The following is a 26,226-nucleotide window of genomic DNA, read 5'->3' as shown; positions in this document are numbered from 1 at the left end:
AAGCTTAGGAGACCTTTTCTTTAGAACCAACGAACATTACCCTTTTTAACGAATCTCTAAACTTGTACTTTCTTTTCCTTCAAAAAAGCCAGAAGATGCAGTTCTTCATTGTTTTAACTCTAATTTAGGCTTTTTAAAGTGATAGAACACCCCTACAAAAGAAACTAGAGCCGTAATTAAAAAGAAAACCATACTTACCCCTATCGAAGTGTTTTCGTCTAAATGCAACAATGTGGCACCATAAAAAAAAGTAAGTTCTCTACTGCCAATACCACCAATTGTTAAGGGAATTACCGAAACAATAGAGGAAACTAAAAAAATAAACAAATATGCGCTGGTATCAAATTCAATTTGAAGGGCCTTTAAAATAAAATAGGCGCTAGCTAATTGGAATAACTGAACCAGAGCAGAATACCCAAAGGTTTTCCAAAAAATGGGTACCACATACCTAAAGAATTTTTGGTGTATTGCCCAAAATAAAATAATGCTTAGGATGATTAAGGTAGCGGCAAGGTATGCAATAGGAAATACAATTTTCAAGTTCAAAAAACTAACGAGAATACAGGCATAAATGAAAAGAAGTAATAGTCCGCTTAAACGGTCTAAAACCAAAGCAGAAACTATTTTTTTTGTAGGGACATCAAATTCCTTTTTTATCACATAGCCCTTGTAAGCATCACCACCAATTCCTCCAGGTAAAAAAAGGTTGTAAAACATACCCAACACATAGAGCTTTAGATTACTCCACTGTGTTAAAAAAATATGCAATTGACCAAAATACAAATTAACTCTAAAGGACGCTACAACTTTTGATGCTATAAAAAAAACGAGCGCTAAAAAAAGGAATAAAGGCTGAGTTTTTTTTAAGGTTTGTAACACCTCCTCTAAAGAAATTTTCGTGAAAATAAAATAGATTAAAAGCCCACTAATGATAAATTTTAGGGCCGTAATTAGCTTTTTATTTGGTTTGGTCACCGATACTTATATTTTTTATTCTGTAAGGTCTTTTTTGTTGTGATTCATAATAGGTTCTAATTAATAACTCCATTACAATTCCGATAGTAAATAACTGAATTCCTGCCAAAATAAACATCAATCCAAATATTAATAATGGTCTATTTCCAATATCCTCTCCCATTAATTTCACTACTAATAAATACATATTTATGACTATCCCTAACATAATTAGGAGTACGCCAAAAATTCCGAATAGGTGAATGGGGCGTTGAATATATTTGCGAATAAATAATAACAACATCATATCAGCCACTACCTTAAAAACACGTTCTAATCCGTATTTTGAGACGCCGGCATGACGTGCATGATGTTTAACAGGAACTTGTTTAATCTGCGCCCCCTCTAAAAAGGCCAACAACGTAATAAAACGGTGCATTTCCCCATATAAATTAAGATCTTTAGCAATGTCTTTTGTAAATACTTTTAAGGCACAACCATTATCCTTAATATCTAGTTTAGTGACACGCCTAACCAAAAAGTTAGCAATTTTAGACGGTATTTTCTTTACTAAAGAGTCTTTCCTTTTTTGACGGATGCCTGTAATTAAATCATATTCACCTCTCACGGCGTAGGCTAACATTTGTGGAATATCACTGGGATCGTTCTGTAAATCTCCATCCATGGTGATAATATATTCTCCTTCAGCATAATCTATTCCTGCAGCAAGGGCTAAACTCTGTCCATAATTTTTCTTTAAAGCGATTAAATGAACCTTCGTATCGTTCATTTTCTTTATCATTTTTCGAGTGCCATCTGTTGAAAAATCATCGATATAAATAATTTGATAACTATACCCGACTAGGCTTTCATGTATCTTTTGTGTGAGCAATACCACATTGTCTTCTTCATTGTATAAGGGAACAACAATCGAGAGCATTTGGTCGGTTAAAACTTCCATATAAATAATTTTACAATTGCAAATTTATGGTATTTTAGTGAAACCCTATTCTTTTACTTATTTTTCAAAGGCATACTTTATTTTTACTTCGAAGTGCTGGAAGCTGACAACTGAATGTTATGGTTTTAGCTATGTATTTAATTCGTTCCAGAAGCCTTCGAAAGTACCCCATAAAACTCATAAGTAGCAGCTTAGGATCGATTTAAAAAATTGTATTGGGATATTTTAGCACTTAGTTAAATACAATTTGAAAGATTTTCGATTTGATGTTTCCGAATCAAATTGAGGAAAATTATACCTGGGTAAATCCAAGTAATTCGCTATTAAAAATTTGTTCATTTTTGATGCATACGCAATAATTGCTCCGCTGCAATAAAAGGAGAAATTTTATTATTCATTACTTTTTCTGTTAATAGACTAAGTTCCGAAGTTACTTTTTCGTTGCGGTAAAAATTTGTTTTTAGCTGGTCATCAATCGTTTGTAGCAGCCAGTATTTATTTTGTTGCTTGCGTTTTTCGTTGAAAAAGGCTTTAGTTTCATTTAAGTAGCCTTGAATTGTTTGCCAAATTTCCTCAATCCCAGTATTTTCTAAGGCAGAACATTGTAGTACTTGGGGTGTCCATCCATTGTCTTTCGGGGGATATAAGTGTAAAGCCCTATTAAATTCTACCTTGGCTATATTTGCAGCTTGTTTATTCTCTCCATCAGCCTTGTTTATGGCAATGAGGTCTGCCATTTCCATAATTCCCCTTTTGATTCCCTGCAATTCATCACCTGCACCAGCTAATTTGAGCAATAAAAAAAAGTCAACCATGCTATGAACTGCGGTTTCACTTTGCCCAACGCCGACGGTTTCAATTAAGATGATATCAAATCCTGCAGCTTCACATAACACGATACTTTCTCTCGTTTTACGAGCCACACCGCCTAAAGACTCACCAGAAGGAGAGGGCCTTATAAAAGCAGTTTCATTCTTGACTAAAGCCTCCATTCTAGTTTTATCTCCTAGAATACTTCCTTTACTTAAAGTACTCGTAGGATCGACCGCTAAAACAGCTACTTTTTTTCCCAATGAGCTTAAATACATCCCAAAAACTTCAATAAATGTACTTTTACCTACGCCTGGAACACCAGTAATACCAATACGCAAGGTGTTTTTTTTGATTTGTAAACAGGCGTCAATGATGGTATTTGCCTTTTGGTGGTGTGTTTGATTTTTACTTTCTATTAAAGTAATTGCTCTGCTTAAAGCCGTTTTATTTCCTTTTGTGATTCCTTCAATTAATTCGGCTGCACTGGGTTGTGCCTTTCTAGAACTTTTAATTTTTGAGATAGAATTGGCACTAAAAATTTCAGGAGCCTTTACTCCATCTTTCTCCTCTAATGCCGATATAGGATGTTTTTTTTTCAAAAGATTCGTGTTAATTAAAACAGGTATTTTAATAAGTACATGCCACAGCTTATTTCAACGGTGTCCTTGTCATTAGCTGCATAGTGATGATCACTATTTTATTCTAATTTCTATAAGATTTATAAATATTCACACAAATTTAATAATTCATTTTTTCTAAGCTAAATATCTATGCCTATATTATGACGTAATTTTAAATGTACAACAAATGAAGACAATATTTAAATCAAGCGCAACAAATAAAGGCGGCAGAAGCGGTCACGTAACTAGTGAAGGCGGATTAATAGATTTTGATGTTAAAATGCCTAATGGTAAGGATACTACAGAAGAAAAATATACCAATCCAGAACAACTTTTTGCCGCTGCTTATGCCACCTGTTTTGCTGGTGCCGTTCAAGCCGTAGCCAAGGATCATAAGGTAGAGGATTTAGGCGATTTCAGTGTAACTGCGGTGGTTGCCTTTCAAAAAGATGAAGATGGTGGCTTTATCATTAAAGCTACCCTAGACTCTTATTTACCAACTGTAGATAAAGATATGGGTGAGAAATTAGTGAATGCAGCCCATGAAATTTGCCCTTACAGTAAAGCGACCAGAGATAACATTACGGTAAAGCTCAATTTGTTATTAGAAGAGTAACAATATTGAATTTAAATTCATTTATAATAGCCGTCAACAACAATTGTTTTAGACGGCTTTTTATTTAAAAACGTTAGTAGTAGATCCTTTTAGCAAGCCTATAAAAATAGAGCTAATATAGATAATTCGACACGCTACGATGCACGTACAGAAAATCTAAAAATAGATTCGTTTTTATACGTTTCATTGGGTTTTAAAACACTAGATGGAAAATTTGAATGATTGGGCGCATCAGGATAATTTTGAGTTTCAAAACAAATAGCAGCAGTGCTGGATGGCGTATAAACAACCACACATTTTTGATTGGTTTCTACTTCCATAAAAATTCCAGAAATTTCAGAAAAAGCACTTGCGATTACTGGCTTTATGGGGTTTATGGCAAAAGGAGAATCTAGGGCCACACCGTTTATTTTTTTGGCTTTCAAAAAATCGAATTTGGTATTTTGAACAGCTAATAAATTACCTGTGGGTAGTAATTTAGCATCCATGTCAATGAATCCAATGCTATTAATATAGAGCTCGTAATGGTTTACATTATCTACAGCATCTAATTTAAAATAGGAGTGATTGGTTACATTAACAACTGTGGTTTTATCTGTATAGGCTTCATGAATCATATGTACTTCATTGGCTATAAGTTTATAGGTAACATAGAGTTTTAAATTACCTGGATAGCCTTCTTCCATATCCGTACTCAAATACGATAGTTTTACAAAAGGTTCTTCCTCTTGATGTACTTCTTCAATGGTAAATTGCTTTTGGTCAAAACCAGTTTTTCCTCCGTGAAGGTGAATTCCATTTTTACTAAATAACTTGTAATTTTTGCCTTCAAGTGAGAATTCACCCTTGCTTATTCTGCCGGCATAACGCCCAATACATGCCCCTAAATAATTCGGGTTCTGAAGGTATTGTTCGGGATTTTCATACCCAAGAACTACATTTGTTGGATGACCATTTTTGTCGTGGACGACTAACTTTTGAATTATAGCCCCGTAATCTAATACGGTTAATTCAGTATGCTTATTTTTTAGGGTAATTTGTTTCAATTTAAACAATTTAAGTTGCGAATTTAAACTATTTTCCAACACCCCTTTTTAGCCTTACCTTATTAAAAAGACTATCCACAAATTTTTAAAGTTTTGTAACACATTAAATGTGTTGCATGGAGCCATAATAGAAAAGGATATAAGGAAATAAAACGAACCTTGATCCCAAAAATAGCACTGATGCAGTTCCCTACGCCATGTTATCTGCCAAAGCTATGGAAGCGGATAAACCTAAGATTGATGTTTCTTATTCCCCGGTAAAAATTCAAAGCTTCGTTCCTAATCCCTTACTAATGGCGCAAATTATAAATTTTAGCGCTATTTTATTTAAAGAATTTTAAATGGCTAAAAAAAGGAATATTAATGCTAAATATAGTGCGGTGGTTTTCGATAAATTAATGAGAACCCTCCTTTAATAATTCAGGATATTTACTTTGAAAACGCTTTAGTCTAGGGACAGAAACATTTCTAATGTACCCGTTATTCGGATTGTTTTTTTCATAATCTTGGTGGTACCCTTCCGCGTCATAAAAAATACTATACTGAGTCACTTCGGTCGCTAAGGGCTTACTATAAACCTTATCTGCTTTTAGCTTAGCCATATAGTTTTCAATAATTTTCTTTTCTGTATCGTTTTTATAAAAGGCAATTGAACGATACTGTTTGCCCATATCGGGGCCTTGACCGTTTACAGTAGTGGGGTCATGCGAGCCAAAATATACCTTTACTAAAGTTTCAAAAGAAATTACCTTAGGATCGTAATATACTTTTACAGCCTCGGCATGTGTGGTTCTGCCGTAACTCACTTGCTCGTAGGTTGGGTTTTTTTCCTTACCACCGGCATAACCTGAAATTACTTCTTGAACGCCTTTTACACTTTCAAAAACAGCTTCTACACACCAAAAACAGCCGCTAGCGAAATAAGCAGTTTCATAGTTTGACAAGTCTTGCTGGGTGGTGGCCTTCTCTGACGTATTTTCTGCCGTTTGTTTGTTTTTAGAATTGCAACTGGTTGTTAAAAGTGCAAAAAACAAGGATGCTGTTATTTTAATAATTTTCATAGTTTATTTTTTTCTTTTGGTAGTAAAAATATAAGAATACTTACGATGTTGTTAGTGCTAAGGGTGTTAAATTTTAACTAAAAAATAAAGTTTACAGGTAAAATTAGAAATACTCCACCCCTTTAAAATCAACCTCTGCTGAATTTAATGTTGTTTTTAATCTTTTTTAAGCTGACTTTTTAACTCCTCCATTGATTCTTGCAACTGACGCAATAGTCCAGTTTCGGTAGTGGCATCAACGCCAAAGGTTATTTTACTATTCACCTGCCAGATTTCTTGTATTTGAAATGGCTTAATCTCGTAAGGCGGATAGCTTTCGTTTAAAGAAACTAAGGTAACGTTATTGGAGTTAGGTTTTTTAATTACCTTTTTTACCAAAACAGCATCTTGTAGCACTACGACGTATATTTTATTGGGACTGACATCATCTATGTGTTCAATTGCTTTTGCAAGCACCCACTCGCCAGGTTTTAAATTAGGTAACATACTGTCTCCTTCCACTTGAAAACCACGGTAGGTCGCATTTCTAAATTCTGGAATTGGCAAATCAAAAGCAGGTAATTGTTGGTACCAACTAACATCTTGAATGTTTTGAGGATATCCCGCAGCAGCTTTAGCATTTACTAAAACCATATTTTCATTATCAGACATGTCGACCGTTACAACTTTTGGAATTACGCTAGTATTTGAGCTTTCCAAATATTTATGCTCACTATCGCCAAATAACCAAAGCGGATTTATTTTAAATTGCTTAAATAACTCCACCACAATTTTTCCTGAAAGTTTTGTTCTTCCACGTTCAATATCTGCTGTGGTATTCGAAACCCCTAAAAGAGTAGCAAACTCCGCTTGCGTATAGCCTAAGTCGCGTCGTACTTCAATAAATCGCTTTAATGTTATTTCGTTTTCCATAAGTGTATGCCTTCTATTCTCCTCAAATATACACTTTTTGGAATATATCCAAAATATTATATGGAATATTTCCATAATTAGGATATATTCCATAATTTTGGAATTGTTACAAACACAGCATATGAATTTTGAACGTATAAAACAAAAGTTGAACATTTTAGCAGATGCTGCCAAATATGATGTGTCATGTTCTAGCAGTGGCAGTAAACGCAAGAATACCAACAATGGTTTAGGCGATAGTTCGGGCATAGGCATTTGCCATTCGTACACCGAGGATGGTCGTTGTGTTTCTTTGTTGAAGATTCTTTTAACCAATCATTGCATTTTTGATTGTGCCTACTGTGTAACTAGAAAAAGTAACGATGTAGAAAGAGCTGCATTCAAGATTCAAGAAGTGGTGGATTTAACGATTAATTTTTATCGAAGAAATTATATTGAAGGTCTTTTCTTAAGTTCTGGAATTTTTAAAACTCCCGACTATACCATGGAACGCTTAGTGGCTGTGGCAAAAAAACTACGATTAGAAGAGAATTTTAATGGCTATATTCATTTAAAATCGATTCCCGGCGCCAGTGACGAACTCATGCGCGAAGCAGGTTTGTATGCCGATCGCTTATCGGTAAACATTGAAGTTCCCACCATTTCTGGCTTAAAATTATTGGCTCCAGACAAAAAACATGAAGACTTTACAAAGCCCATGTTAAAAGTTAAGAATGAAATCATTCAATACCAAGCGGACAGAAAAATTATAAAAAGTACACCTACATATGCTCCCGCAGGTCAAAGCACACAGATGATTATTGGAGCCACAGGGGAATCAGATAAGGATATTATGTACTCCGCAGTGCATTATTATAAAACCTATCAAATGAAGCGGGTCTACTACTCTGCTTATGTTCCCGTGGCTAACGATGTACGCTTGCCTGCTATAGGGTCTCAGGTACCTATGTTACGTGAAAATAGACTTTATCAAACCGATTGGTTGCTTCGATTTTACGGTTTTAGTGTTCATGAGCTCTTGAATCAAAATCATCCCAATTTAGATGTTGATGTAGATCCTAAATTAGGTTGGGCCCTTAGAAATTTAAATGAATTCCCTATCGATGTAAATACTGCCGAACCTAGAATGTTAGCTCGAATTCCTGGCTTAGGGATGTATTCTGTTCATAAAATTATACAAGCTAGAAAATTTAGAAAACTAAATTGGGAACATCTTAAAAAAATCGGTGTGGCCTTAAACAGGGCTAAGTATTTTATGATTTGTGACACTAGTTACAGGCATCAAGATTTACAATCATCTCAAATTAAAAGCTTGATTTTACAAAATTCACAAGGGAAATTTAGAAATCAATACAGTACGCAATTATCCTTATTCAACTAAAACAATAAAGTACAAAAACGACCAAAATGAAAAAGACCTTCTTCTATATAGAAAAAACACAAAACAGTATTTTAAGTATTGGATATAGTATCGTTGAATGGAAAAGTGCCCTTAAAAAATTATGGCGAAGGCCTTTAAATCCAAATAATTGCAAAAGAAATAACTATCAAAGACTTTTGGATTAAAAAGTGAATTCTAAATTTAATTAGCTCACGAGCCTGACACCTAGCCTTTTTATTCACAAGGCGTTACATGGTGTTTTGGATTACGAAATGAAAACCACTCGAGAAAGCAGAAAAGAGATTAGAAATATAAAAACCCATACTATGAAAGAAGCAAAAATTTTAATTTATGATGGAAGTTTTAATGGCTTTTTAACCTGTGTATTTAAGGCTTTTGAAGAAAAAATTCAAGTGGCTGATATGCAAAGGAATTCTGATGTGCAAAGAGGGTTATTTTCAGAAACCGAAATTGTATTTACGGAAATGGATAAAGCTAAACGCGTTTGGAGCGGTATAGAAAAGAAAAGTACCGTAGCCATTAAAAATATTTATTTTACGTTTTTAAGTGAAACAAAAAATAGGGAACTACTACTCTATCACTATATTCAAAAGCTATTCTCTAAAACCGAATTCATGCATCTAAATTTCTCAGATGATATTGTATTGCGTACCTGCCAGATTGCAAAATCCGTAGGACGAGAAAAACATAGAATGGAGGCCTTTGTACGTTTTCAACTTACGAAAGATGGTATTTATTTTGCTCCTATTGAGCCCGATTTTGATGTATTGCCTTTAATTTCAAAACATTTTCGTTCGCGCTATGCAGATCAACAATGGCTTATTTATGATGTGAAACGAAAATACGGATTGTTTTATGACCTAAAATCTGTTGAACTAGTAACTCTTGATTTAAATGAAATGCAAACCAACAGCATACATAAAAGTAATGTCTTTACCCCTACAGAGCATGACTACCAAGAGCTTTGGAATACCTACTTTAAAAGTACGAACATTAAATCGCGTATCAATCTAAAATTACACCAACAACATGTTCCTACCCGGTATTGGAAATACTTAAGCGAAAAGAAACAAGCGGTATAAGTTCCTTATTTGATACGGGTACTAATATCAAACAGTCAGGGCTATAGATTTTTTATTTATTTGCATTTAGAGGTTAAGTAATCAATTATTTATAGCCGATGTTGTGAATTTTTTTACTCTAAAAGTCTTTTTTGTTTCTTACAAAATCTTCTTTTTTTGGCATATAATCCTTTTTTGTTTCACCATTAACAATTACTTCATCAAAATAAATTTTTGCGCCAATAGTATTCCATAATTCATCCGTATTTTGAAGCTGAAAATGTAAATGAGCTTGAGTTGTATTTCCAGAATTACCACATCGAGCGATTACCTGACCCTGTTCAACCAAATCTCCTTCTTTATATAAAATTGAGTTAGCTTTGATGTGGCCAAACAGCAAGTATTCTTTACTAGCTGTTTCTAGAACTATGGTATTTCCAGTAATTTCATTCTTATTTAATTTTCCTGGAACATTATCTTCAATCCCATCTATTACTTTTACAACCTTGGCATCACAAGGTGCAATAATGTCTTTACCGAAAATAAAATAACTTTCATTTTTTTCTGGATTCCCTTTATATGGTGTACCATCCGAAACCATTAATATATCAAGCGCATATTGCTGGCTCAAATCAGCCATGTGGTAATTTTGTTCTATGGTTTCCCCACCCCAATAGACAAAAGATTCTTCCTTGAATGGAAAAATCATTTTAGTAGTATTTCTTTTTAAGACTGAAGAATTTTCAATATTATTTCTTGGGATAAATAAACAAGTAATTTCGCTGTTTTTATTTAAGGAAAATGAAATATCGACAATGCCATTTTCAAAATTGCTTCGATAAACATAAGCTGAATTATTTACTCCATAAAAGTCCATCTTTTTTATGGTTCCAAAATTAGACCTAACTGAATTTAAAAAATCAATTATTTCACTCCTAGAAATAATACTCTTCATCACATCATTTAACATATTATGAATACCTTCATAATTCTCACCATTAAATTTAGATTGGAACTCAGAAGCAACTTCATTATAAATTTTCTGTTTCGTTTGTGAGAAACAGAATAAAGAAGTCATTAAAAAAATATTTAAGATTACATATTTCATATCTATTTTTTACTATTTCAAAACAATGATACAGACACATTAGCATCATTTGAAGCTCTTGAAACTCGGCTGTTAGAGCCCTAATCTCTATATTGAAAGTTGTCGTTTGTCAATTTTTTACCATGTAGTTACTACCAACAATAAACGATCAACCAACACTAAATTATTTAGATTTATCTCCAACAAAATGGTCACTTTGGTTTTTGAATAACACATTAAACGTCGTTAAACTTCCATAAATTCTCGTAAGGTATTGTTGTAAGTCAACTTTTTCTTGGTCGTCAAGGTTTTTGCTGGCATTTATCTTTTGCTCCATCACCCGAATGCGATCACGAACCATAACAATTTTATGAAAGAACGTATCTATGGGAATTTCTTTGTTTGATAAATGAGCATCACTAGGTTGTAACACTAGTGTTCCACCTTTCCACTTGTCTGCTATGGGTGTTACAGCACTCACATCACTCCATTTTCTTAAAATAGTAATTAATGATTGCTCCACTTCCGAGAAACTGATGGTATCAACATCATCCTCCAAAGCCTCAATAACCTCAAATTCTGCATCCAATTCAATCGTTTCTAAGCCTTTTTCTATAAAAGTAACCCAATAATGTTTGGAGGTTACATTTGTTACCACTCCTTTTCCAAGTTCAGGATGTAGTATTCGCGAGCCAATTCCTAATAATTGCATCTTTAAATTTTAGTTCTAAATGCTAATTTATGTTAAGCTTTTCAATTGTCAAAAAACTAAATCAAATGAATTACTGTTTTCGTAGTCAAAATTGTATTTTTGCAACTTTGCTATAGAAAATGATAAATTACGAAGAAAATATTGAGGTAAAAGGCGCTCGCGTTCACAACCTTAAAAATATTGATATTACCATTCCCAGAGAAAAACTTGTAGTGATTACAGGTCTTTCTGGCAGTGGTAAGTCGTCGCTTGCTTTCGATACAATTTATGCAGAAGGTCAACGCCGCTATATCGAAACTTTTTCTGCCTACGCACGACAATTTCTAGGTGGACTAGAACGCCCTGATGTGGATAAAATAGACGGACTTTCACCGGTCATTGCCATTGAACAAAAAACCACATCAAAATCACCGAGATCTACCGTTGGTACAATTACCGAGATTTACGATTTTTTACGTCTATTATTTGCCAGGGCAGGTGATGCCTATAGCTATAATACCGGCGAAAAGATGGTTAGTTATACAGACGATCAAATTCGTGAATTAATTAAAAGTGAATACCTCTCTAAAAAAATAAATATTTTAGCGCCTGTTATTAAATCTAGAAAAGGGCATTATCGAGAACTGTTTGAGCAAATAGCAAAACAAGGCTTCGTCAAAGTACGTGTCGATGGCGAAGTAAAAGATATCGTCAAAGGCATGAAAGTAGACCGCTATAAGGTTCACGATATTGAAATTGTTATTGATCGATTAAAAGTTATAGATACCGAAGATTTTGATAAACGTTTAGCAGAATCGATAAATACGGCTATGTATAGCGGTGAAAATGTTTTAATGGTTTTAGAGGAGGACGAGAAAATAGCGCGTTATTTTAGTCGTGATTTAATGTGTCCTACTACCGGTATATCCTATCCAAATCCTGAGCCAAATACTTTTTCATTTAATTCGCCCAAGGGCATGTGTCCAGATTGCAGCGGTTTGGGTCATATTTATGAAGTAAATGAAGCCAAGATTTTTCCTGATAGAAAATTATCTATTAAGGCTGGTGGTATTGCTCCGCTTGGTCCTTATAAAAAATCTTGGGCTTTTAAGCAAATTGAAACCATTGCACAACGTTACAACTTTGAGCTGAGCGACCCTATTGATAAACTACCAATAGAAGCCTTGCAGGTGCTCTTAAATGGTGCCAACGAATCCTTTGTCATTGATTCAAAAACTTTAGGGGTTAAGCGAACGTATAAAATTGATTACGAAGGGATTGCTAACTTTATAAAAAGTCAGTTCGATGAAGCTGCTTCTACTTCCTTAAAACGTTGGGCTAAGGAGTATATGGACAAAATTGAATGTCCCACTTGCTCAGGCTCTAGGTTGCGTAAAGAATCCCTAAATTTCAAGGTCGATGAAAAAAACATCGCGGAACTAGCAAATTTAGATATTACCGAGCTAGCACAGTTCTTTAAAAATCTCCCTAAAAAAATTGAAGGAAATCAGCTGAAGATAGCGGAAGAAATCATTAAAGAAATTAGTACTAGAATTCAATTCTTGTTAGATGTAGGTTTAGATTATTTGTCATTGAACCGCAACTCAAAATCGCTTTCTGGTGGTGAAGCCCAACGTATTCGATTAGCAACCCAAATAGGCTCACAATTAGTCGGTGTACTCTATATTTTAGATGAACCAAGTATTGGCCTGCATCAACGCGATAATGAACGCTTGATAAAATCTTTAGAATCCCTAAGAGATTTAGGAAATTCTGTTATTGTGGTTGAACATGATAAAGATATGATTGAAAGAGCGGATCATGTCATTGATATTGGTCCTAGAGCGGGTAAATATGGCGGAGAGATTATATCGGAAGGAAAACCATCTGATTTAAAAAAATTCAATACATTAACTGCGGACTATATCACAGGAAAACGAAAAATTGAAGTCCCCAAAACGCGAAGAAAAGGAAACGGAAAAACGATCACTTTAACCGGCTGTACCGGCAATAATTTAAAAAACGTTTCTATCAGCTTGCCTTTAGGACAGCTTATAGGCGTCACAGGCGTTTCTGGTAGTGGAAAATCTACCTTAATAAACGAAACCCTTTATCCGATCATGAACGCTCATTATTTTAATGGTGTCAAAATTCCAAAACCATACAAGAAAATTACAGGCTTAGAGCATATCGATAAGGTCATTGATATTAATCAATCGCCAATTGGTAGAACTCCTCGTTCCAACCCGGCAACCTATACAGGGGTTTTTAGCGAAATACGAAGCTTATTTACCAAAACTCCCGAAGCAGCCATAAGGGGTTATAAACCAGGCCGATTTAGTTTTAATGTTAAAGGTGGTCGTTGTGAAACCTGCCAAGGGGGTGGCCTCAGAGTTATCGAAATGAATTTTTTACCCGATGTCTATGTGGAATGTGAAACCTGTAATGGCAAGCGTTTTAATAGAGAAACACTAGAAATACGGTATAAGGGAAAATCTATTGCCGATGTTTTAGATATGACCATTAATGAAGCGGTTGCATTTTTTGAGTTAATTCCTAAAATTTATAGAAAAGTAAAAACAATACAAGATGTTGGTTTAGGCTATATTTCTTTGGGGCAACAATCAACCACCTTATCGGGAGGCGAAGCTCAGCGTATTAAATTAGCTACAGAGCTATCAAAAAGAGATACAGGAAATACCTTTTATATTTTAGATGAGCCCACTACAGGACTTCATTTTGAAGATATTCGGGTATTAATGGAAGTCTTAAATGTACTCGTTGATAAAGGGAATACTATTCTAGTCATAGAACACAATATGGATGTGATAAAAATGGCCGATTATTTAATAGATATAGGCTACGAAGGCGGGAAAGCCGGCGGCATGGTTGTTGCAAAAGGTTCTCCTGAAGAACTAAGTAAAGATAAAAAGAGTTATACGGCAAAGTTTCTGAGAAAAGAATTAGGTTTGTGATTCTTAGCTTCAAAAAGTTATAAGTTTTAAAAAATGAGAAAAGAGCAACATCATAAAGGCTGGAACGAAATAAAAACAAATGATTCTTGGGCCTTGTTCAAGATTATGGGTGAATTTGTTAACGGCTACGAGAAGATGAGTCAGATTGGTCCTTGTGTTTCTATTTTTGGTTCCGCACGAACAAAAGAAGGAGATAAATATTATCAATTAGGAGTTGACGTTGCCAAGAGTATAGCAGAAGCTGGTTACGGTATTATTACCGGAGGTGGTCCTGGAATTATGGAAGCCGGCAACCGTGGTGCACATTTAGCAGGCGGAATTTCGGTAGGCTTAAATATTGACCTTCCTTTTGAACAACATGACAACCCTTATATTGATCGCGATAAAAGTTTAGATTTTGATTATTTTTTTGTGAGAAAGGTGATGTTTGTTAAATATAGCCAAGGATTTGTGGTGATGCCAGGAGGTTTTGGAACTTTAGATGAGCTTTTTGAAGCCATCACTTTAATCCAGACCAATAAAATAGAAAAATTTCCCATTATTTTAGTGGGTACTGAATTTTGGGAAGGTCTTTTTGATTGGGTAAAAAATACGATGCTTAAGGCCGGAAACATTAGTCCTAAAGATTTAGACCTTATTCAATTGGTAGATACAAAAGAAGAAATTGTGGAAATAATCGATAATTTCTATAAAGGACATCTACATAGTCCTAATTTTTAAGTGTGTATGTTTTTTAAGAAATTTACTTTTTTTTTAAATATTCTTTTTTTCACTGTACTGCTTTTTTTCGGTCAGTGGAGTGTTGCGCAGCATAGTAATAAAATTAACGCTACCCTAAAGGGAGACACAAAAACACTTAATATAATTCAAGAATTTAAGTTTTTTAATTCTTCACAAGACACTTTAGAAGTGCTCTATTTTAACGATTGGGCCAATGCCTACAGCAATAAAAAAACACCATTAGCCAAACGATTCGAAGAAGAGTTTAAAAAAAGTTTTCATTTAGCCAAAGATGATGAAAGGGGCTTTACCAAAATTTACGGAATCGTTGATGATAAATTTTCAATGGTTGCTTGGGAACGCGGTGCTGAAGAGGATATTTTAAAAATTAAATTAAATCATAAGCTTGCTCCAAACGAGTATGCTACTCTGAATTTAACCTACCAGGTTCAACTTCCCCCTAGCAAGTTTACCTTATTTGGATACAGTCAAAAAAACGAGTATTACCTAAAAGATTGGTACTTAACACCTGCTGTATATGACGGCAAATGGCATTTGTACTCCAATAAAGATTTAGAAGATTTATATACAGGAATTACCAATACAGACCTGGTTTTTAATTATCCCAAGAATCTGTTTCTGATATCAAATTTTGAAAAAGAAACTAAGGAAGAGTTAGAAGATTCCATAGAAATTAAACTAAGAGGTGATTATAGAAAAAGTTGTGATTTAATTATAGCCCCCTATAATTTTTTTGTAAAACACGAGACAGAACATATTACGGTTACCACCGACATAAACGTCACGAAATATGATGAAATCTCAAAAACCATTGCCATAGATAAAGTAGCAAATTACATTTACAAACATTTAGGCAGTTTTCCACATACAGACTTACTCGTTAGTACTATAGATTACAATAAAGACCCTCTTTATGGCATTAACCAACTGCCCTCTTTTATTAGGCCTTATGAAAATCAATTTCAATTTGAATTAAAATTTTTAAAAACAGCCTTAAATAGTTTTCTTGTTGAAACCCTTTTTCTTGATCCTAGAAAAGAAAAATATGTGATTGACGCCTTGGTCAATTATATGATGATATCCTATGTTGAAGAGAATTATCCCGATCAAAAACTACTAGGAAAACTTTCCAATATTTGGGGATTTAGAAGTTACAACTTGGCTAAGATAAAGTTTACAGAGCAGTACCCGCTATTGTACATGTATGCAGCTCGAAAAAATATAGATCAGCCTTTAACGACTTCTAATGATTCTCTATTAAAATTTAATCAAAAAATTGGAAACCGTTATAAAGCTGGAGCTGGCTTATCGTTTTTAGGGAATTATGTGGGTAAAGAAAAAGTGGACAAAAGTATCAAGGATTTTTTTGCGCAATATAAGCTTAGGCCTGTATCTTCAAAAGATTTTGAAAAAATATTAGATACCAATGTCGATAAAGATATCTCTTGGTTTTTAAATGAATACGTGAGCACCAACGAGAGAATTGATTTTAAAATTAAAAAAGTATACAAGACCGCAGATTCCTTACAGGTTACGCTAAAAAATAAAACCGGTACGATGGTACCTATATCGCTATTTGGTCTTAAAAACGATTCGGTGGTGTCGCAATACTGGTTTACGGGCATTGATAGTACCAAAATCTTTACCATTCCCAGATTAGGAGAGGATAAATTAGTACTCAACTACGATCAGAAAATTCCAGAATTTAATCAACGGGATAACTGGAAATCCTTAGGAGGTTTGTTAGCCAGTAACAAAAAATTAAAATTTCAGTTTTTTAAAGATACTGAAGACCCATTTTACAATCAAATATTTTATGTTCCTACGGTGCGCTTTAATCTTTATGATGGCATAACGCCGGCCATGAGGATTTATAATAAGACCTTTTTAGAGCGACCCTTTTTATATGATATCTCGCCTAGTTATTCGACAAACGAAAAAGCTTTGGTAGGATCCGTCGGATTTGGATTTAGAAAATATCATAATAAAACTGGTTTTTACTTATCCAATTACCTAGTAAACGCTTCTTCCTTTCACTTTCAAAAAAATTCAAGATACACCTCTATTACACCATCTGTAGTATTCGGATGGCGACCTGATGATTTTAGATCTGATCGTAGAGATTTTTTAAGATTTAGACATGTTAATATTTTTAGATCTATCGGAGAAGGTTTAGAAGAATTAGAAACGCCACCTGATTATAGTGTGCTTAATGTTCGTTATTCTAGTTTTAAAAATGGAATCATAAATTACTTTTCTTGGTTTGCCGACGCACAATATGCAGGTAATTTCAGTAAGCTTTCCTTCAATTTAGAATATCGCAAATTATTTGAAAATAACATGCAGTTCAACACTCGTTTTTTTGCTGGAAAATTCATTACCAATAAAACAGATTCAGATTATTTTAGTTTTGCCTTAGATCGTCCTACAGATTATTTGTTTGATTATAATTACTTGGGAAGATCAGAATCTTCAGGGATTTACAGTCAGCAAATTATAATTGCAGAGGGTGGCTTTAAATCAAGACTGGAAAATCCGTTCGCCAATAACTTTATGTTTACCAATAACACAAGTTTAAGCGTTTGGCGATGGATTGAAGCTTATGGCGATATTGGGCTCATAAAAAATAAAAATGAAACTACCAGATTTGTGTATGATGCCGGAGTTCGTTTAAATTTAGTAACCGATTATTTTGAATTGTATTTACCCTTTTATTCTAATAATGGTTGGGAAATTGCACAGCCAGATTATGGCCAAAAAATACGTTTTATAGTAACCTTAAGTCCTAGAACCCTTACCAGTCTTTTTACTAGAAAATGGTTCTAAAACATTGTGATATTCTCAGTTTTTAAATTATTATTTAAAAATATGGTAATTGTAACTCTTTATAATAACGATATTTTAAAGAATCATAAAGATTTATAACAAGTTTAGGATTGTGAAATTCATTCTATTTTGATATTTTTGTAAAAATTATAAATATTAAAAATGAAAGTTAATCTACAACAGTCTAGCAATGATATTTCCTTTGATGATTTTAAAGTTCAGATCCTCAACGATTATGAAATAGCGACACTTAGTAGAGAATGTAGTTTGCTTGGAAGACGAGAAGTACTTACTGGAAAAGCTAAGTTTGGTATTTTTGGTGACGGTAAAGAACTACCTCAATTGGCTATGGCTCGTTCCTTCAAAAATGGAGACTTTAGAAGTGGATACTACCGCGATCAAACCTTTATGATGGCATTGGGGCATTTAACCCCCAAAGAGTTTTTCCATGGTTTATATGCAACAACAGATTTAGCCAAAGAACCTATGAGTGCTGGTCGACAAATGGGAGGTCATTTTGCAACGTCTAGTTTACATAAAGACGGCTCGTGGAAAGACCTAACGGCACAAAAAAATAGTAGTGCAGATATATCGCCAACTGCAGGTCAAATGCCAAGACTTTTAGGTTTAGCTCAGGCTTCAAAAATATATAGAAATGTTAAGGGTATTGATACCACTAATTTTTCTAACAATGGAAATGAAGTGGCATGGGGAACCATTGGCAATGCAAGTACTAGTGAAGGTCACTTTTTTGAAACTATCAATGCTGCAGGTGTTTTACAAGTACCTATGGTGATAAGTGTATGGGATGATAATTATGGTATTTCTGTTCACGCAAGACACCAAACTACAAAAGAAGATATTTCTGAAATTTTAAAAGGTTTTCAAAGAACTGAAAAAGATAAAGGCTATGAAATTTTAAAGGTAAATGGTTGGGATTATACTGCCCTTATCCATGCCTATGAAAATGCTGCTGATATCGCTAGAGAAGAACATGTTCCTGTATTAATTCACGTGGTAGAGCTTACACAACCCCAAGGGCATTCTACTTCTGGCTCTCACGAACGTTATAAAAGTGAAGACCGTTTAGCATGGGAAAGAGAAAATGATTGTAACAAGCGTTTTAGAGAATGGATTCTTGAAATAGGCATTGCCACTGACGAAGAACTTAAGCTCGTTGAGAAAGATATTAAAAAGCAGGTTAGAAATGCAAAGAAAGAAGCTTGGAACGAATTTTTAGAACCTCATAAAGAAGCTAAAAAAACCTTAATTGAGTTGTTCGAAAAAATTTCAGCAAGCAGTCCTAATAAAGCGTTTATAGCTAAAATAAAAAATGATTTAATAGCTATCGATGAGCCTATCAAAAAAGATTTAGCCTCTAAAGCTAGAAAAGTATTGCGATACTTACTAGGTGAAAATAATGAAGCAAAGGCGGAGTTAACCGAATGGATTGATCAGTTTTATAAAGAAATGCAGCCCAAATTTAGCTCGCATTTATATAGTGATTTACCCAATAAGGCTACCAATGTCAAAGAAGTAAAACCTTGTTATGACGAGACTTCTGAAAAGGTTGATGGTAGAGTAGTTTTAAAAGAAAACTTTGATGCCATATTCTCAAAATATCCAGAAGCATTAATTTTTGGGGAAGATACGGGTGCCATCGGTGATGTTAACCAAGGTTTAGAGGGCTTACAAGCGAAATATGGCGAATTAAGAATTGCCGATACTGGCATTCGAGAAGCTACTATTGTGGGCCAAGGGATTGGTCTGGCCTTAAGAGGTCTAAGACCCATAGCGGAAATACAATATTTAGACTATGTACTTTACGGCTTACAGACCTTGAGTGATGATTTGGCTACTTTATTGTATAGAACGGTAGGGCAACAAAAAGCACCCTTAATCATTAGAACAAGAGGCCATCGTTTAGAAGGTATTTGGCATTCTGGATCTCAAATGGGTGGTATTATTCATTTGTTACGAGGCATGTATATTCTAGTGCCAAGAAATATGGTAAAAGCTGCTGGTTTTTACAATACGCTACTTCAAAGTGATGAACCAGCGATCGTTATAGAGTGTTTAAACGGCTATCGTTTAAAAGAAGAATTACCTACTAACTTGAGTGACGTTTGCACGCCTATTGGATTGGTTGAAACAATTAAAACAGGTAATGATCTTACGGTTTTATCCTATGGGTCTACCTTGCGAATTGTCATTCAGGTAGCAGAAGAATTAAGAGAGGTCGGGATCGACATTGAAGTTATTGATGCACAAAGTTTATTACCCTTTGATTTAGATCATGACGTTTTAAAAAGTGTTAAAAAAACAAATAGACTTTTAATTGTTGATGAAGATGTTCCAGGAGGATGTTCTGCCTATCTTTTACAAGAAATACTAGAAAAGCAAGGGGCTTACAAATTTTTGGATAGTGCACCTCAAACACTTACAGCGAATAGTCATAGACCCTCCTATTCTACAGATGGCGATTATTTTTCTAAGCCTAATGCAGAAGATATTTTTGAAAAAATATACGGGATTATGCATGAAGTTAATCCTTCGGATTACCCTAAATTAAAGTAAATAGTTGTTTTTTAATAGCTTAAAATCAAAACGCAGGTATGGCCTTAGTATGGTTTTGTAACAACTCATTATTCTTTTGTCAAAAGTTGAAAAATTGTAGTACATTTATCCCAAAACCTCCCCGTAATGCAAAAAAAAATAAGTAATGATATCGGTTTAGCACTTTTAAGAATAGTGCCTTCTGTCTTAATGATCACCCACGGAATCCCTAAATTTCAAAACTTAATCAGCGGTGATATTCAATTTGGAGACCCCATAGGGATTGGTGCTGCCCCTTCACTTTTTTTGGCTGTAATAGGTGAACTTGTTTGTCCTATATTAATAATAATTGGCATCAAAACCAGATGGGCCGCACTACCTGCGGCAATTACTATGGCTGTTGCGGCCTTTATTGCTCACGGCGCAGATCCCTTAGCCAAGAAAGAAATGGCACTACTTTATTTAACCTTTTTTGTTGTGATTATGCTGGTTGGTCCTGGTAAATATAGTTTTGACAAAAAATAAGTTACATAATTTTTATCAAAAGTTCTTTAAGCAGTTCTTTGGGTTCTAAATTAGCGCCCACTCCTTTTCCTTTGATGTCTAGTTCACGCAAATCAGCAATAATACTGCTCACCTTTTTCATGGGATAATTTTTCGCTGCAATTTGGTATTCGGTGACAAAAAAAGGATGTATACCTAGAACACTGGCAACACTTTTTGGATTATGATCATTCATTCCATGATATTGCAGTAATTGAGTAAAAAAACTGTGGAGCAACGTAATGGTGACCACAAATGGATTATCCTTTGGGTTTTGTGCAAAATAGTTTAGGATTCTGGTCACCTTTATAACATTTCGTTCCCCTAAAGCCTTTTTAAGCTCAAAATTATTATAGTCTTTACTGATGCCTATATTTTGTTCTATAACTTCGGGTGTAATTTCTTGGGATTTTGAAATAACAATTTTTAGTTTTTCTAATTCGTTATGAATTTTACCTAAATCATTCCCTAAAAATTCCGCCAATAGAATAGCAGCTTTTGGGGTAATAGAATAACCGCTCCCTAATAAAACTTTTCGAATCCAGTCCGGAATCTGATTGTCATACAATTTTTTACTTTCAAATAAAACCCCATGTTTTTGAATGAGTTTGAATATTTTCTTTCTCTTATCGAGTTTTGAATATTTAAAACAAAAAACTAAAACGGTTGTTACTTGCGGATTTTCAACGTATGGGATAAGTTTATCTATAGATTTTGCTAAATGTTGTGCCTCTTTTACAATAATAACTTGGTGCTCTGCCATCATGGGATATCGTTTTGCATTGCTTATGATATCTTCAATAGTAGACTCCTTCCCATACATGACCATTTGGTTAAAGCCGCGCTCTTCTTCGGTTAAAACGCTTTTTTCTATATATTCGGATAACCTGTCAATATAATAGGCTTCTTCCCCAATAAAGAAATAAATGGGTTTTATAATTCTTGCTTTTATATCGTTAACTATTTTTTTTACTTCATCCATTCAGAAAAAATCATCAAATTTGTGACATGCAAGTTTTAAACTTCCCTAGCTATAATTTTCGATTCAAAAATAGCGAAAATAAAATCTATATTTTTGATGTTGTTCGTAAAAAGTTTGTCATTTTACAACCGGAAGAATGGGTGCGACAACATGTTGTGCACTACCTTTTAGATCAAAAAAAATATCCTTTAAGTCTTATCAATGTAGAAAAACAACTAAAACTTAATGGCTTAGTAAAACGATATGATATTATCGTGTTTAAAGCTGACGGAACCATAGCGCTATTGGTAGAGTGTAAAGCTCCTGAAGTAATGGTAACACAAATTACATTTGATCAAATAGCAAGCTATAATTTTCAATTACGGGCTGAATTTTTAATGGTCACTAACGGATTGCAGCATTTTTATTGTAAAATGGATTTTGATCAAGAAAAATATTGCTTTTTAAAGGAAATTCCTGATTTTAGCCGTTAATTTGTGCCTTTAAAAAATTAAATTAAACCAAGTGTGTACTAAGTATGGCCACACTGTTAAGTTTGGCCTAGAAAGTCTCGGGCTCATCATACATGTCGAAAATAGCTATTGTTATATTAAACTGGAATGGAGAAAAATTATTAGAGCAATTTTTACCCTCCGTGCATGAATATTCTAAAAATGCTGACATTTATGTAGCAGATAATGCCTCTACCGATAAGTCTATTTCATTCATAAAACAACAGTATCCTGAAATAAAAATAATTCAAAACGCAACGAATGGCGGATTTGCAAAAGGATATAATGATGCCTTAAAGCAGGTCGACGCACCGCTGTATTGTTTGCTGAATTCTGATGTTGAAGTTACAGAAAACTGGTTAGAGCCAATCATAAATACCTTTAAAAACAACCCAGAGGTAGCTATCATTCAACCTAAAATTTTAGATTACAAAAAAAGAGATTTTTTCGAGTATGCTGGTGCAGCCGGTGGTTTTATTGATCAGCTGGGCTATCCTTTTTGTCGTGGAAGAATATTTCAGGCTCTAGAAAAAGATAAGGGTCAATACAACGACATTAGAGAAATTTTTTGGGCTACAGGTGCTTGTCTGTTTATCAAAAGCGCCGTTTTTAAAGAATTGAACGGTTTTGATGAAGATTATTTCGCTCATCAAGAAGAAGTTGATCTGTGTTGGCGAGCACATAATCACGGTTATAAAATTTTATATGTGGGCACCTCAAAAGTGTATCATTTAGGGGGCTCTACATTAAGTAATATGAACCCTAAAAAGACCTATTTAAACTTTCGTAATTCTTTATATTCTATCACGAAAAACTTGCCTCGAAAAAAGGCATTTGTAATTATATGCATTCGACTTTTGTTGGACGGTGTTGCTGGCTTAAGATTTATTTTTCAAGGAAAGTTTAGTCATTGCTTTGCCATTTTGCGAGCACACTTGAGTTTTTATAAAAACTTTATTAAAATCTATAAAAAACGAGAAAAAACAAAATATATGCCTAATTACTATGCAACGACATCCATTGTATGGTCTCATTTCGTATATCATGTAAGAAAGTTTAACATTTTAGTAAAAGATTAACGAATAGTAATGCTAACAGCATTTTTATTTGTATAATTTTGCGTAGAATTAACAATTTAATTTAAGAATTAACATTTATGAAAAAAATAATTTTAGGCAGTTTAGGGGTTATGTTATTGTTATCCTCTTGTGTGTCACAAAAAAAATACGCTGAATTAGAAGCGAAGAATCAAGAAACTCAGGATTTATTAAATTCTGCAACGGTTAAATTAAACAGTTGTTTGGAAGAAAAGGCATCTGCTAGTTCTCGTTTAAAGACTTTAGAAGATCAAAATGCATTCCTAAAAAGTAACAATCAAGATTTGATTAACAACATGGGTAACTTGACCACCTTATCTTCTAAAGGGGCTCAAAATTTAGAAAAATCATTAGAAAGTTTACAAGAAAAGGATTTAACGATCAGAAAATTAAACGATGCGATTACGCGTAGAGATTCTGTAAACTTAGCCTTAGTTCAAAGCTTAAAAGGTGTTTTAGGAAATCTTGATGATGAAGATATTGAGATTAGCGTTGAAAAAGGTGTTGTATTTGTATCTATATCTGATAAATTATTATTCAGTAGTGGTAGCTATAACGTAACTAGTAGAGCTAAAGAGGTATTAGGTAAAGTAGCGAAAGTGGTAAATAATAAGCCAGATTTCGACTTCATGGTAGAAGGCCATACAGATAATGTACCTTACAGAGGAAATGGTACCTTGTTAGACAACTGGGATTTAAGTGCTAAACGTGCAACGGCTGTAGTTCGTATTTTACAGAACGATTACAATGTTGATCCTAAGCGTATGACTGCAGCGGCAAGATCAGAATATGTTCCTGTATCTGCGACAGATAAATCTAAAAATAGAAGAACACGTATTGTTGTACTTCCAAAAATAGACCAATTCTACGAAATGATTGAAGAAGGAATGAAAGATCCTAAAATCAACTAATTCTTAAAAATTAGAACATATTAAAAAGTCCGCCTTGAGCGGACTTTTTTTTATCTAAATTTTAAATACAGGGGTAACATTTTGGCGTGGTACTGTTTAGCTCAGTAGATTTAAAATTAATTGGAAGTTTTTTCTTAAAATATTTTGCCGCTATTGCTCGTGATACGTTCGGGTATGTAGCTTTAGATCAACCATTAAATACAATGGAAGGGAAAGACAAAAAATTTAAATCGCACTACACAACAACTTCATCCAAAAGCAGATGCACTTTTTTTAGAAAATATCAATACTTCCCTTGCCCTCTCTTATAACAAGAGGTTCATCTTCGGATAAATCGATCACTGTAGATGCCACATTATCCCCATAACCACCATCAATCACGAGATCTACTAAGTTTTGCCATTTTTCGTAGATTAATTCTGGGTCTGTCGTATATTCTAACAATTCATCCTCATCCCGAATTGAAGTCGATACAATAGGGTTTCCTAAGGCTTCAACAATAGCCTTAGTAATGCTATTGTCAGGAACTCTTATCCCCACGGTTTTCTTCTTTTTAAATTCTTTGGGTAAATTATTGTTTCCGGGTAATATAAAAGTATAGGGGCCAGGCAGTGCACGCTTTAAAATCTTAAAGGTTTTTGTATCAATTTGCTTTACATAGTCTGATAAATTACTGAGGTCTGCACAAATAAAAGACCAATTAGCCTTATCTAATTTTATCCCTTTAATTCTGGCAATCTTTTCTAAAGCCTTGGAATTGGTGATATCACAACCCAAACCATAAACAGTATCCGTAGGATAAATAACTAACCCCCCTTTTTGTAGGATGCTAACCACTTTTTTAACCTCCTTAGGATTAGGATTTTCAGGATATATTTTTATAAATTCAGCCATACTTTTATATGAAATAAAACGTTTTACAAAATACATCAAAATTTCATCTATTAAAAGCTTAGGGCGAGTTTTTAGCTTTTGCTATTTAAATAATACAGCATGAAAATTACTATTTTCTCTTTTGGGCTTCTATATTTACTTTTAAGCTTTTGTAATTGCGAAACTACAAATTCAGAAATAGGCAATGGGCCTTCAAAATTAACATACCAACAATTGGGTAACATTTCTTATGGTGATGATCCGCGACAGGTCTATGATATTTATCTTCCAAAAGAGAGAAACTTTAACACAAAAGTAGTGATACTAGTTCATGGTGGGGGCTGGTTTGAAGGCGATAAAGTTGAAATGAACGGATTTAAAGATTTTATACAACAGAATTTTCCAAACATGGCGGTCGTTAATTTAAATTATCGATTGGTGACTGGAAACCAGAATCCTCATCCTATGCAAGTCAACGATATTACGGCAGTAGTAGATCATCTAAAGTTGAAAAAGCAAGAATATATCCTTGGAGAAGAATTAAGTTTTATTGGTGTAAGTGCTGGTGGTCATTTATCCCTACTTTGGTCTTATGCCTTTGATACTACTCATCAAGTAAATTGGGTGTGTAGCATTGTTGGACCCACAAATTTAATGGATGATAGCTATCAAAATACTGAAAATCAAGGTTTAAAATCTATGATCGGGCAATTTGGAACGGATCCTGATTTTCTGAAATCAGCTAGTCCCTTGTATCAAGTTAAAAGTACATCGCCACCTACAGCCTTATTTTATGGGGGAGTTGATCCTCTAATACCAAATTCGCAATGGCAATCCTTAGCCGCTAGGTTAACAGAATTAGAAGTTCCTCATGAACTAAAAGTGTATGAAAATGAAGGTCATGGATGGATTTTGTTACCTTTATTAGATACTTCTGTTCGACTTAAAGCGTTTATAGAAACTCATCAGTAAATAAGGCCGTTCAGGAATGACAGTTGTGTTTTTTT

At 34.1% G+C, this 26,226-nt stretch carries 23 protein-coding genes; 13 read left to right on the top strand and 10 right to left on the bottom strand.

From position 1 onward, the window contains the following. Positions 1-105: 105 nt before the first annotated feature. The 3 genes from GQ45_RS02505 to meaB all read right to left on the bottom strand — a co-directional run bounded on the left by GQ45_RS02505 (position 106) and on the right by meaB (position 3,327). On the bottom strand, positions 106-975 hold the full coding sequence (locus tag GQ45_RS02505) for a lysylphosphatidylglycerol synthase transmembrane domain-containing protein (RefSeq protein ID WP_047414818.1): 870 nt from the start codon (positions 973-975) through the stop codon (positions 106-108). Continuing rightward, on the bottom strand, positions 959-1,915 hold the full coding sequence (locus GQ45_RS02500; RefSeq protein ID WP_047414816.1) for a glycosyltransferase family 2 protein: 957 nt from the start codon (positions 1,913-1,915) through the stop codon (positions 959-961). Before GQ45_RS02500 ends, GQ45_RS02505 begins: the two co-directional genes overlap by 17 nt. Before the next feature lie 335 nt (positions 1,916-2,250). Continuing rightward, on the bottom strand, positions 2,251-3,327 hold the full coding sequence (meaB, locus tag GQ45_RS02495) for a methylmalonyl Co-A mutase-associated GTPase MeaB (protein WP_047414814.1): 1,077 nt from the start codon (positions 3,325-3,327) through the stop codon (positions 2,251-2,253). 208 nt (positions 3,328-3,535) lie between these two features. On the opposite strand from meaB, the gene GQ45_RS02490 reads away from it, so the two are divergent. After that, positions 3,536-3,964, top strand: a complete 429-nt coding sequence (locus tag GQ45_RS02490; RefSeq protein WP_047414812.1) for an Ohr family peroxiredoxin — start codon at positions 3,536-3,538, stop codon at positions 3,962-3,964. Between the two features lie 134 nt (positions 3,965-4,098). Here GQ45_RS02490 and GQ45_RS02485 read toward each other — a convergent pair whose 3' ends face one another. From GQ45_RS02485 to GQ45_RS02475, 3 genes are all read right to left on the bottom strand, one after another. Continuing rightward, positions 4,099-5,010: an aldose epimerase family protein gene (locus GQ45_RS02485; protein WP_047419937.1), complete on the bottom strand. Its 912-nt coding sequence runs from the start codon at positions 5,008-5,010 to the stop codon at positions 4,099-4,101. A gap of 395 nt (positions 5,011-5,405) precedes the next feature. Next, positions 5,406-6,071 carry a peptide-methionine (S)-S-oxide reductase MsrA gene (msrA, locus tag GQ45_RS02480; RefSeq protein WP_047414810.1) on the bottom strand — a complete coding sequence of 222 codons (666 nt, stop codon included), beginning with the start codon at positions 6,069-6,071 and terminating at the stop codon, positions 5,406-5,408. Between the two features lie 156 nt (positions 6,072-6,227). Next, entirely contained in the window at positions 6,228-6,983 is a 756-nt protein-coding gene (locus tag GQ45_RS02475; RefSeq protein WP_047414808.1) for a LexA family transcriptional regulator, read from the bottom strand. A gap of 121 nt (positions 6,984-7,104) precedes the next feature. Here GQ45_RS02475 and GQ45_RS02470 point away from each other — a divergent pair, with 121 nt between their 5' ends. The 3 genes from GQ45_RS02470 (at position 7,105) to GQ45_RS02465 (ending at position 9,467) form a co-directional block, all read left to right on the top strand. Further along, positions 7,105-8,364 (top strand): putative DNA modification/repair radical SAM protein, encoded by a 1,260-nt coding sequence (locus GQ45_RS02470; protein ID WP_047414806.1) that lies wholly within the window; start codon positions 7,105-7,107, stop codon positions 8,362-8,364. 26 nt (positions 8,365-8,390) lie between these two features. Continuing rightward, complete coding sequence (locus GQ45_RS17950; protein ID WP_156125333.1) at positions 8,391-8,549, top strand: hypothetical protein; 159 nt, start codon at positions 8,391-8,393, stop codon at positions 8,547-8,549. Positions 8,550-8,690: 141 nt separating this feature from the next. Continuing rightward, positions 8,691-9,467, top strand: coding sequence for a TIGR03915 family putative DNA repair protein (locus tag GQ45_RS02465; protein WP_047419935.1), 777 nt, complete (start codon positions 8,691-8,693; stop codon positions 9,465-9,467). A gap of 118 nt (positions 9,468-9,585) precedes the next feature. On the opposite strand, the gene GQ45_RS02460 is transcribed toward GQ45_RS02465, so the two are convergent. Both GQ45_RS02460 and GQ45_RS02455 read right to left on the bottom strand, forming a co-directional pair. After that, positions 9,586-10,554, bottom strand: coding sequence for a DUF3887 domain-containing protein (locus GQ45_RS02460; protein WP_047414804.1), 969 nt, complete (start codon positions 10,552-10,554; stop codon positions 9,586-9,588). Between the two features lie 163 nt (positions 10,555-10,717). Then, on the bottom strand, positions 10,718-11,245 hold the full coding sequence (locus GQ45_RS02455; RefSeq protein ID WP_047414802.1) for a hypothetical protein: 528 nt from the start codon (positions 11,243-11,245) through the stop codon (positions 10,718-10,720). Between the two features lie 119 nt (positions 11,246-11,364). Between GQ45_RS02455 and uvrA the strand changes: the two genes are divergently transcribed. From uvrA to GQ45_RS02430, 5 genes are all read left to right on the top strand, one after another. Next, positions 11,365-14,199, top strand: coding sequence for an excinuclease ABC subunit UvrA (gene uvrA, locus GQ45_RS02450; RefSeq protein ID WP_047414800.1), 2,835 nt, complete (start codon positions 11,365-11,367; stop codon positions 14,197-14,199). Positions 14,200-14,232: 33 nt separating this feature from the next. After that, a complete protein-coding gene (locus tag GQ45_RS02445; protein ID WP_047414799.1) occupies positions 14,233-14,919 on the top strand; it encodes a TIGR00730 family Rossman fold protein in 687 nt (228 codons plus the stop codon). Positions 14,920-14,925: 6 nt separating this feature from the next. Beyond that, a complete protein-coding gene (locus tag GQ45_RS02440; RefSeq protein WP_047414796.1) occupies positions 14,926-17,766 on the top strand; it encodes a metalloprotease in 2,841 nt (946 codons plus the stop codon). Positions 17,767-17,928: 162 nt separating this feature from the next. Next, the gene (locus GQ45_RS02435; RefSeq protein ID WP_047414794.1) at positions 17,929-20,343 is read left to right on the top strand and encodes a thiamine pyrophosphate-dependent enzyme; all 2,415 of its coding nucleotides are present in this window, start codon (positions 17,929-17,931) and stop codon (positions 20,341-20,343) included. Between the two features lie 126 nt (positions 20,344-20,469). Continuing rightward, the gene (locus GQ45_RS02430; RefSeq protein WP_047414792.1) at positions 20,470-20,847 is read left to right on the top strand and encodes a DoxX family protein; all 378 of its coding nucleotides are present in this window, start codon (positions 20,470-20,472) and stop codon (positions 20,845-20,847) included. A 1-nt stretch (position 20,848) separates the two neighbouring features. Here GQ45_RS02430 and holA read toward each other — a convergent pair whose 3' ends face one another. Then, the gene (gene holA, locus GQ45_RS02425; protein WP_047414790.1) at positions 20,849-21,847 is read right to left on the bottom strand and encodes a DNA polymerase III subunit delta; all 999 of its coding nucleotides are present in this window, start codon (positions 21,845-21,847) and stop codon (positions 20,849-20,851) included. A gap of 26 nt (positions 21,848-21,873) precedes the next feature. On the opposite strand from holA, the gene GQ45_RS02420 reads away from it, so the two are divergent. The 3 genes from GQ45_RS02420 to GQ45_RS02410 all read left to right on the top strand — a co-directional run bounded on the left by GQ45_RS02420 (position 21,874) and on the right by GQ45_RS02410 (position 24,346). After that, the gene (locus GQ45_RS02420) at positions 21,874-22,320 is read left to right on the top strand and encodes a type I restriction enzyme HsdR N-terminal domain-containing protein (protein WP_047414788.1); all 447 of its coding nucleotides are present in this window, start codon (positions 21,874-21,876) and stop codon (positions 22,318-22,320) included. 92 nt (positions 22,321-22,412) lie between these two features. Further along, the gene (locus tag GQ45_RS02415) at positions 22,413-23,417 is read left to right on the top strand and encodes a glycosyltransferase family 2 protein (RefSeq protein ID WP_047414786.1); all 1,005 of its coding nucleotides are present in this window, start codon (positions 22,413-22,415) and stop codon (positions 23,415-23,417) included. 77 nt (positions 23,418-23,494) lie between these two features. Beyond that, positions 23,495-24,346 (top strand): OmpA family protein, encoded by an 852-nt coding sequence (locus GQ45_RS02410; RefSeq protein WP_047414784.1) that lies wholly within the window; start codon positions 23,495-23,497, stop codon positions 24,344-24,346. Between the two features lie 273 nt (positions 24,347-24,619). On the opposite strand, the gene GQ45_RS02405 is transcribed toward GQ45_RS02410, so the two are convergent. After that, the gene (locus GQ45_RS02405) at positions 24,620-25,240 is read right to left on the bottom strand and encodes an L-threonylcarbamoyladenylate synthase (protein WP_047419933.1); all 621 of its coding nucleotides are present in this window, start codon (positions 25,238-25,240) and stop codon (positions 24,620-24,622) included. Between the two features lie 99 nt (positions 25,241-25,339). Here GQ45_RS02405 and GQ45_RS02400 point away from each other — a divergent pair, with 99 nt between their 5' ends. Continuing rightward, positions 25,340-26,191: an alpha/beta hydrolase gene (locus GQ45_RS02400; RefSeq protein ID WP_047414782.1), complete on the top strand. Its 852-nt coding sequence runs from the start codon at positions 25,340-25,342 to the stop codon at positions 26,189-26,191. Positions 26,192-26,226 lie beyond the last annotated feature (35 nt).

It is taken from the genome of Cellulophaga sp. Hel_I_12 (assembly GCF_000799565.1).
Lineage (GTDB): Bacteria > Bacteroidota > Bacteroidia > Flavobacteriales > Flavobacteriaceae > Cellulophaga.
This window is presented reverse-complemented; position numbering and strand designations above follow the sequence as displayed.

Excerpts from the sequence above, each read along its gene's own strand:
- GQ45_RS02500 (WP_047414816.1), bottom strand. The coding sequence starts at position 1,915 with ATGGAAGTTTTAACCGACCAAATGCTCTCGATTGTTGTTCCCTTATAC.
- GQ45_RS02490 (WP_047414812.1), top strand. The coding sequence starts at position 3,536 with ATGAAGACAATATTTAAATCAAGCGCAACAAATAAAGGCGGCAGAAGC.
- msrA (WP_047414810.1), bottom strand. The coding sequence starts at position 6,071 with ATGAAAATTATTAAAATAACAGCATCCTTGTTTTTTGCACTTTTAACA.
- GQ45_RS02475 (WP_047414808.1), bottom strand. The coding sequence starts at position 6,983 with ATGGAAAACGAAATAACATTAAAGCGATTTATTGAAGTACGACGCGAC.
- GQ45_RS02470 (WP_047414806.1), top strand. The coding sequence starts at position 7,105 with ATGAATTTTGAACGTATAAAACAAAAGTTGAACATTTTAGCAGATGCT.
- GQ45_RS17950 (WP_156125333.1), top strand. The coding sequence starts at position 8,391 with ATGAAAAAGACCTTCTTCTATATAGAAAAAACACAAAACAGTATTTTA.
- GQ45_RS02465 (WP_047419935.1), top strand. The coding sequence starts at position 8,691 with ATGAAAGAAGCAAAAATTTTAATTTATGATGGAAGTTTTAATGGCTTT.
- GQ45_RS02460 (WP_047414804.1), bottom strand. The coding sequence starts at position 10,554 with ATGAAATATGTAATCTTAAATATTTTTTTAATGACTTCTTTATTCTGT.
- GQ45_RS02455 (WP_047414802.1), bottom strand. The coding sequence starts at position 11,245 with ATGCAATTATTAGGAATTGGCTCGCGAATACTACATCCTGAACTTGGA.
- uvrA (WP_047414800.1), top strand. The coding sequence starts at position 11,365 with ATGATAAATTACGAAGAAAATATTGAGGTAAAAGGCGCTCGCGTTCAC.
- GQ45_RS02445 (WP_047414799.1), top strand. The coding sequence starts at position 14,233 with ATGAGAAAAGAGCAACATCATAAAGGCTGGAACGAAATAAAAACAAAT.
- GQ45_RS02440 (WP_047414796.1), top strand. The coding sequence starts at position 14,926 with ATGTTTTTTAAGAAATTTACTTTTTTTTTAAATATTCTTTTTTTCACT.
- GQ45_RS02435 (WP_047414794.1), top strand. The coding sequence starts at position 17,929 with ATGAAAGTTAATCTACAACAGTCTAGCAATGATATTTCCTTTGATGAT.
- GQ45_RS02430 (WP_047414792.1), top strand. The coding sequence starts at position 20,470 with ATGCAAAAAAAAATAAGTAATGATATCGGTTTAGCACTTTTAAGAATA.
- holA (WP_047414790.1), bottom strand. The coding sequence starts at position 21,847 with ATGGATGAAGTAAAAAAAATAGTTAACGATATAAAAGCAAGAATTATA.
- GQ45_RS02420 (WP_047414788.1), top strand. The coding sequence starts at position 21,874 with ATGCAAGTTTTAAACTTCCCTAGCTATAATTTTCGATTCAAAAATAGC.
- GQ45_RS02415 (WP_047414786.1), top strand. The coding sequence starts at position 22,413 with ATGTCGAAAATAGCTATTGTTATATTAAACTGGAATGGAGAAAAATTA.
- GQ45_RS02410 (WP_047414784.1), top strand. The coding sequence starts at position 23,495 with ATGAAAAAAATAATTTTAGGCAGTTTAGGGGTTATGTTATTGTTATCC.
- GQ45_RS02405 (WP_047419933.1), bottom strand. The coding sequence starts at position 25,240 with ATGGCTGAATTTATAAAAATATATCCTGAAAATCCTAATCCTAAGGAG.
- GQ45_RS02400 (WP_047414782.1), top strand. The coding sequence starts at position 25,340 with ATGAAAATTACTATTTTCTCTTTTGGGCTTCTATATTTACTTTTAAGC.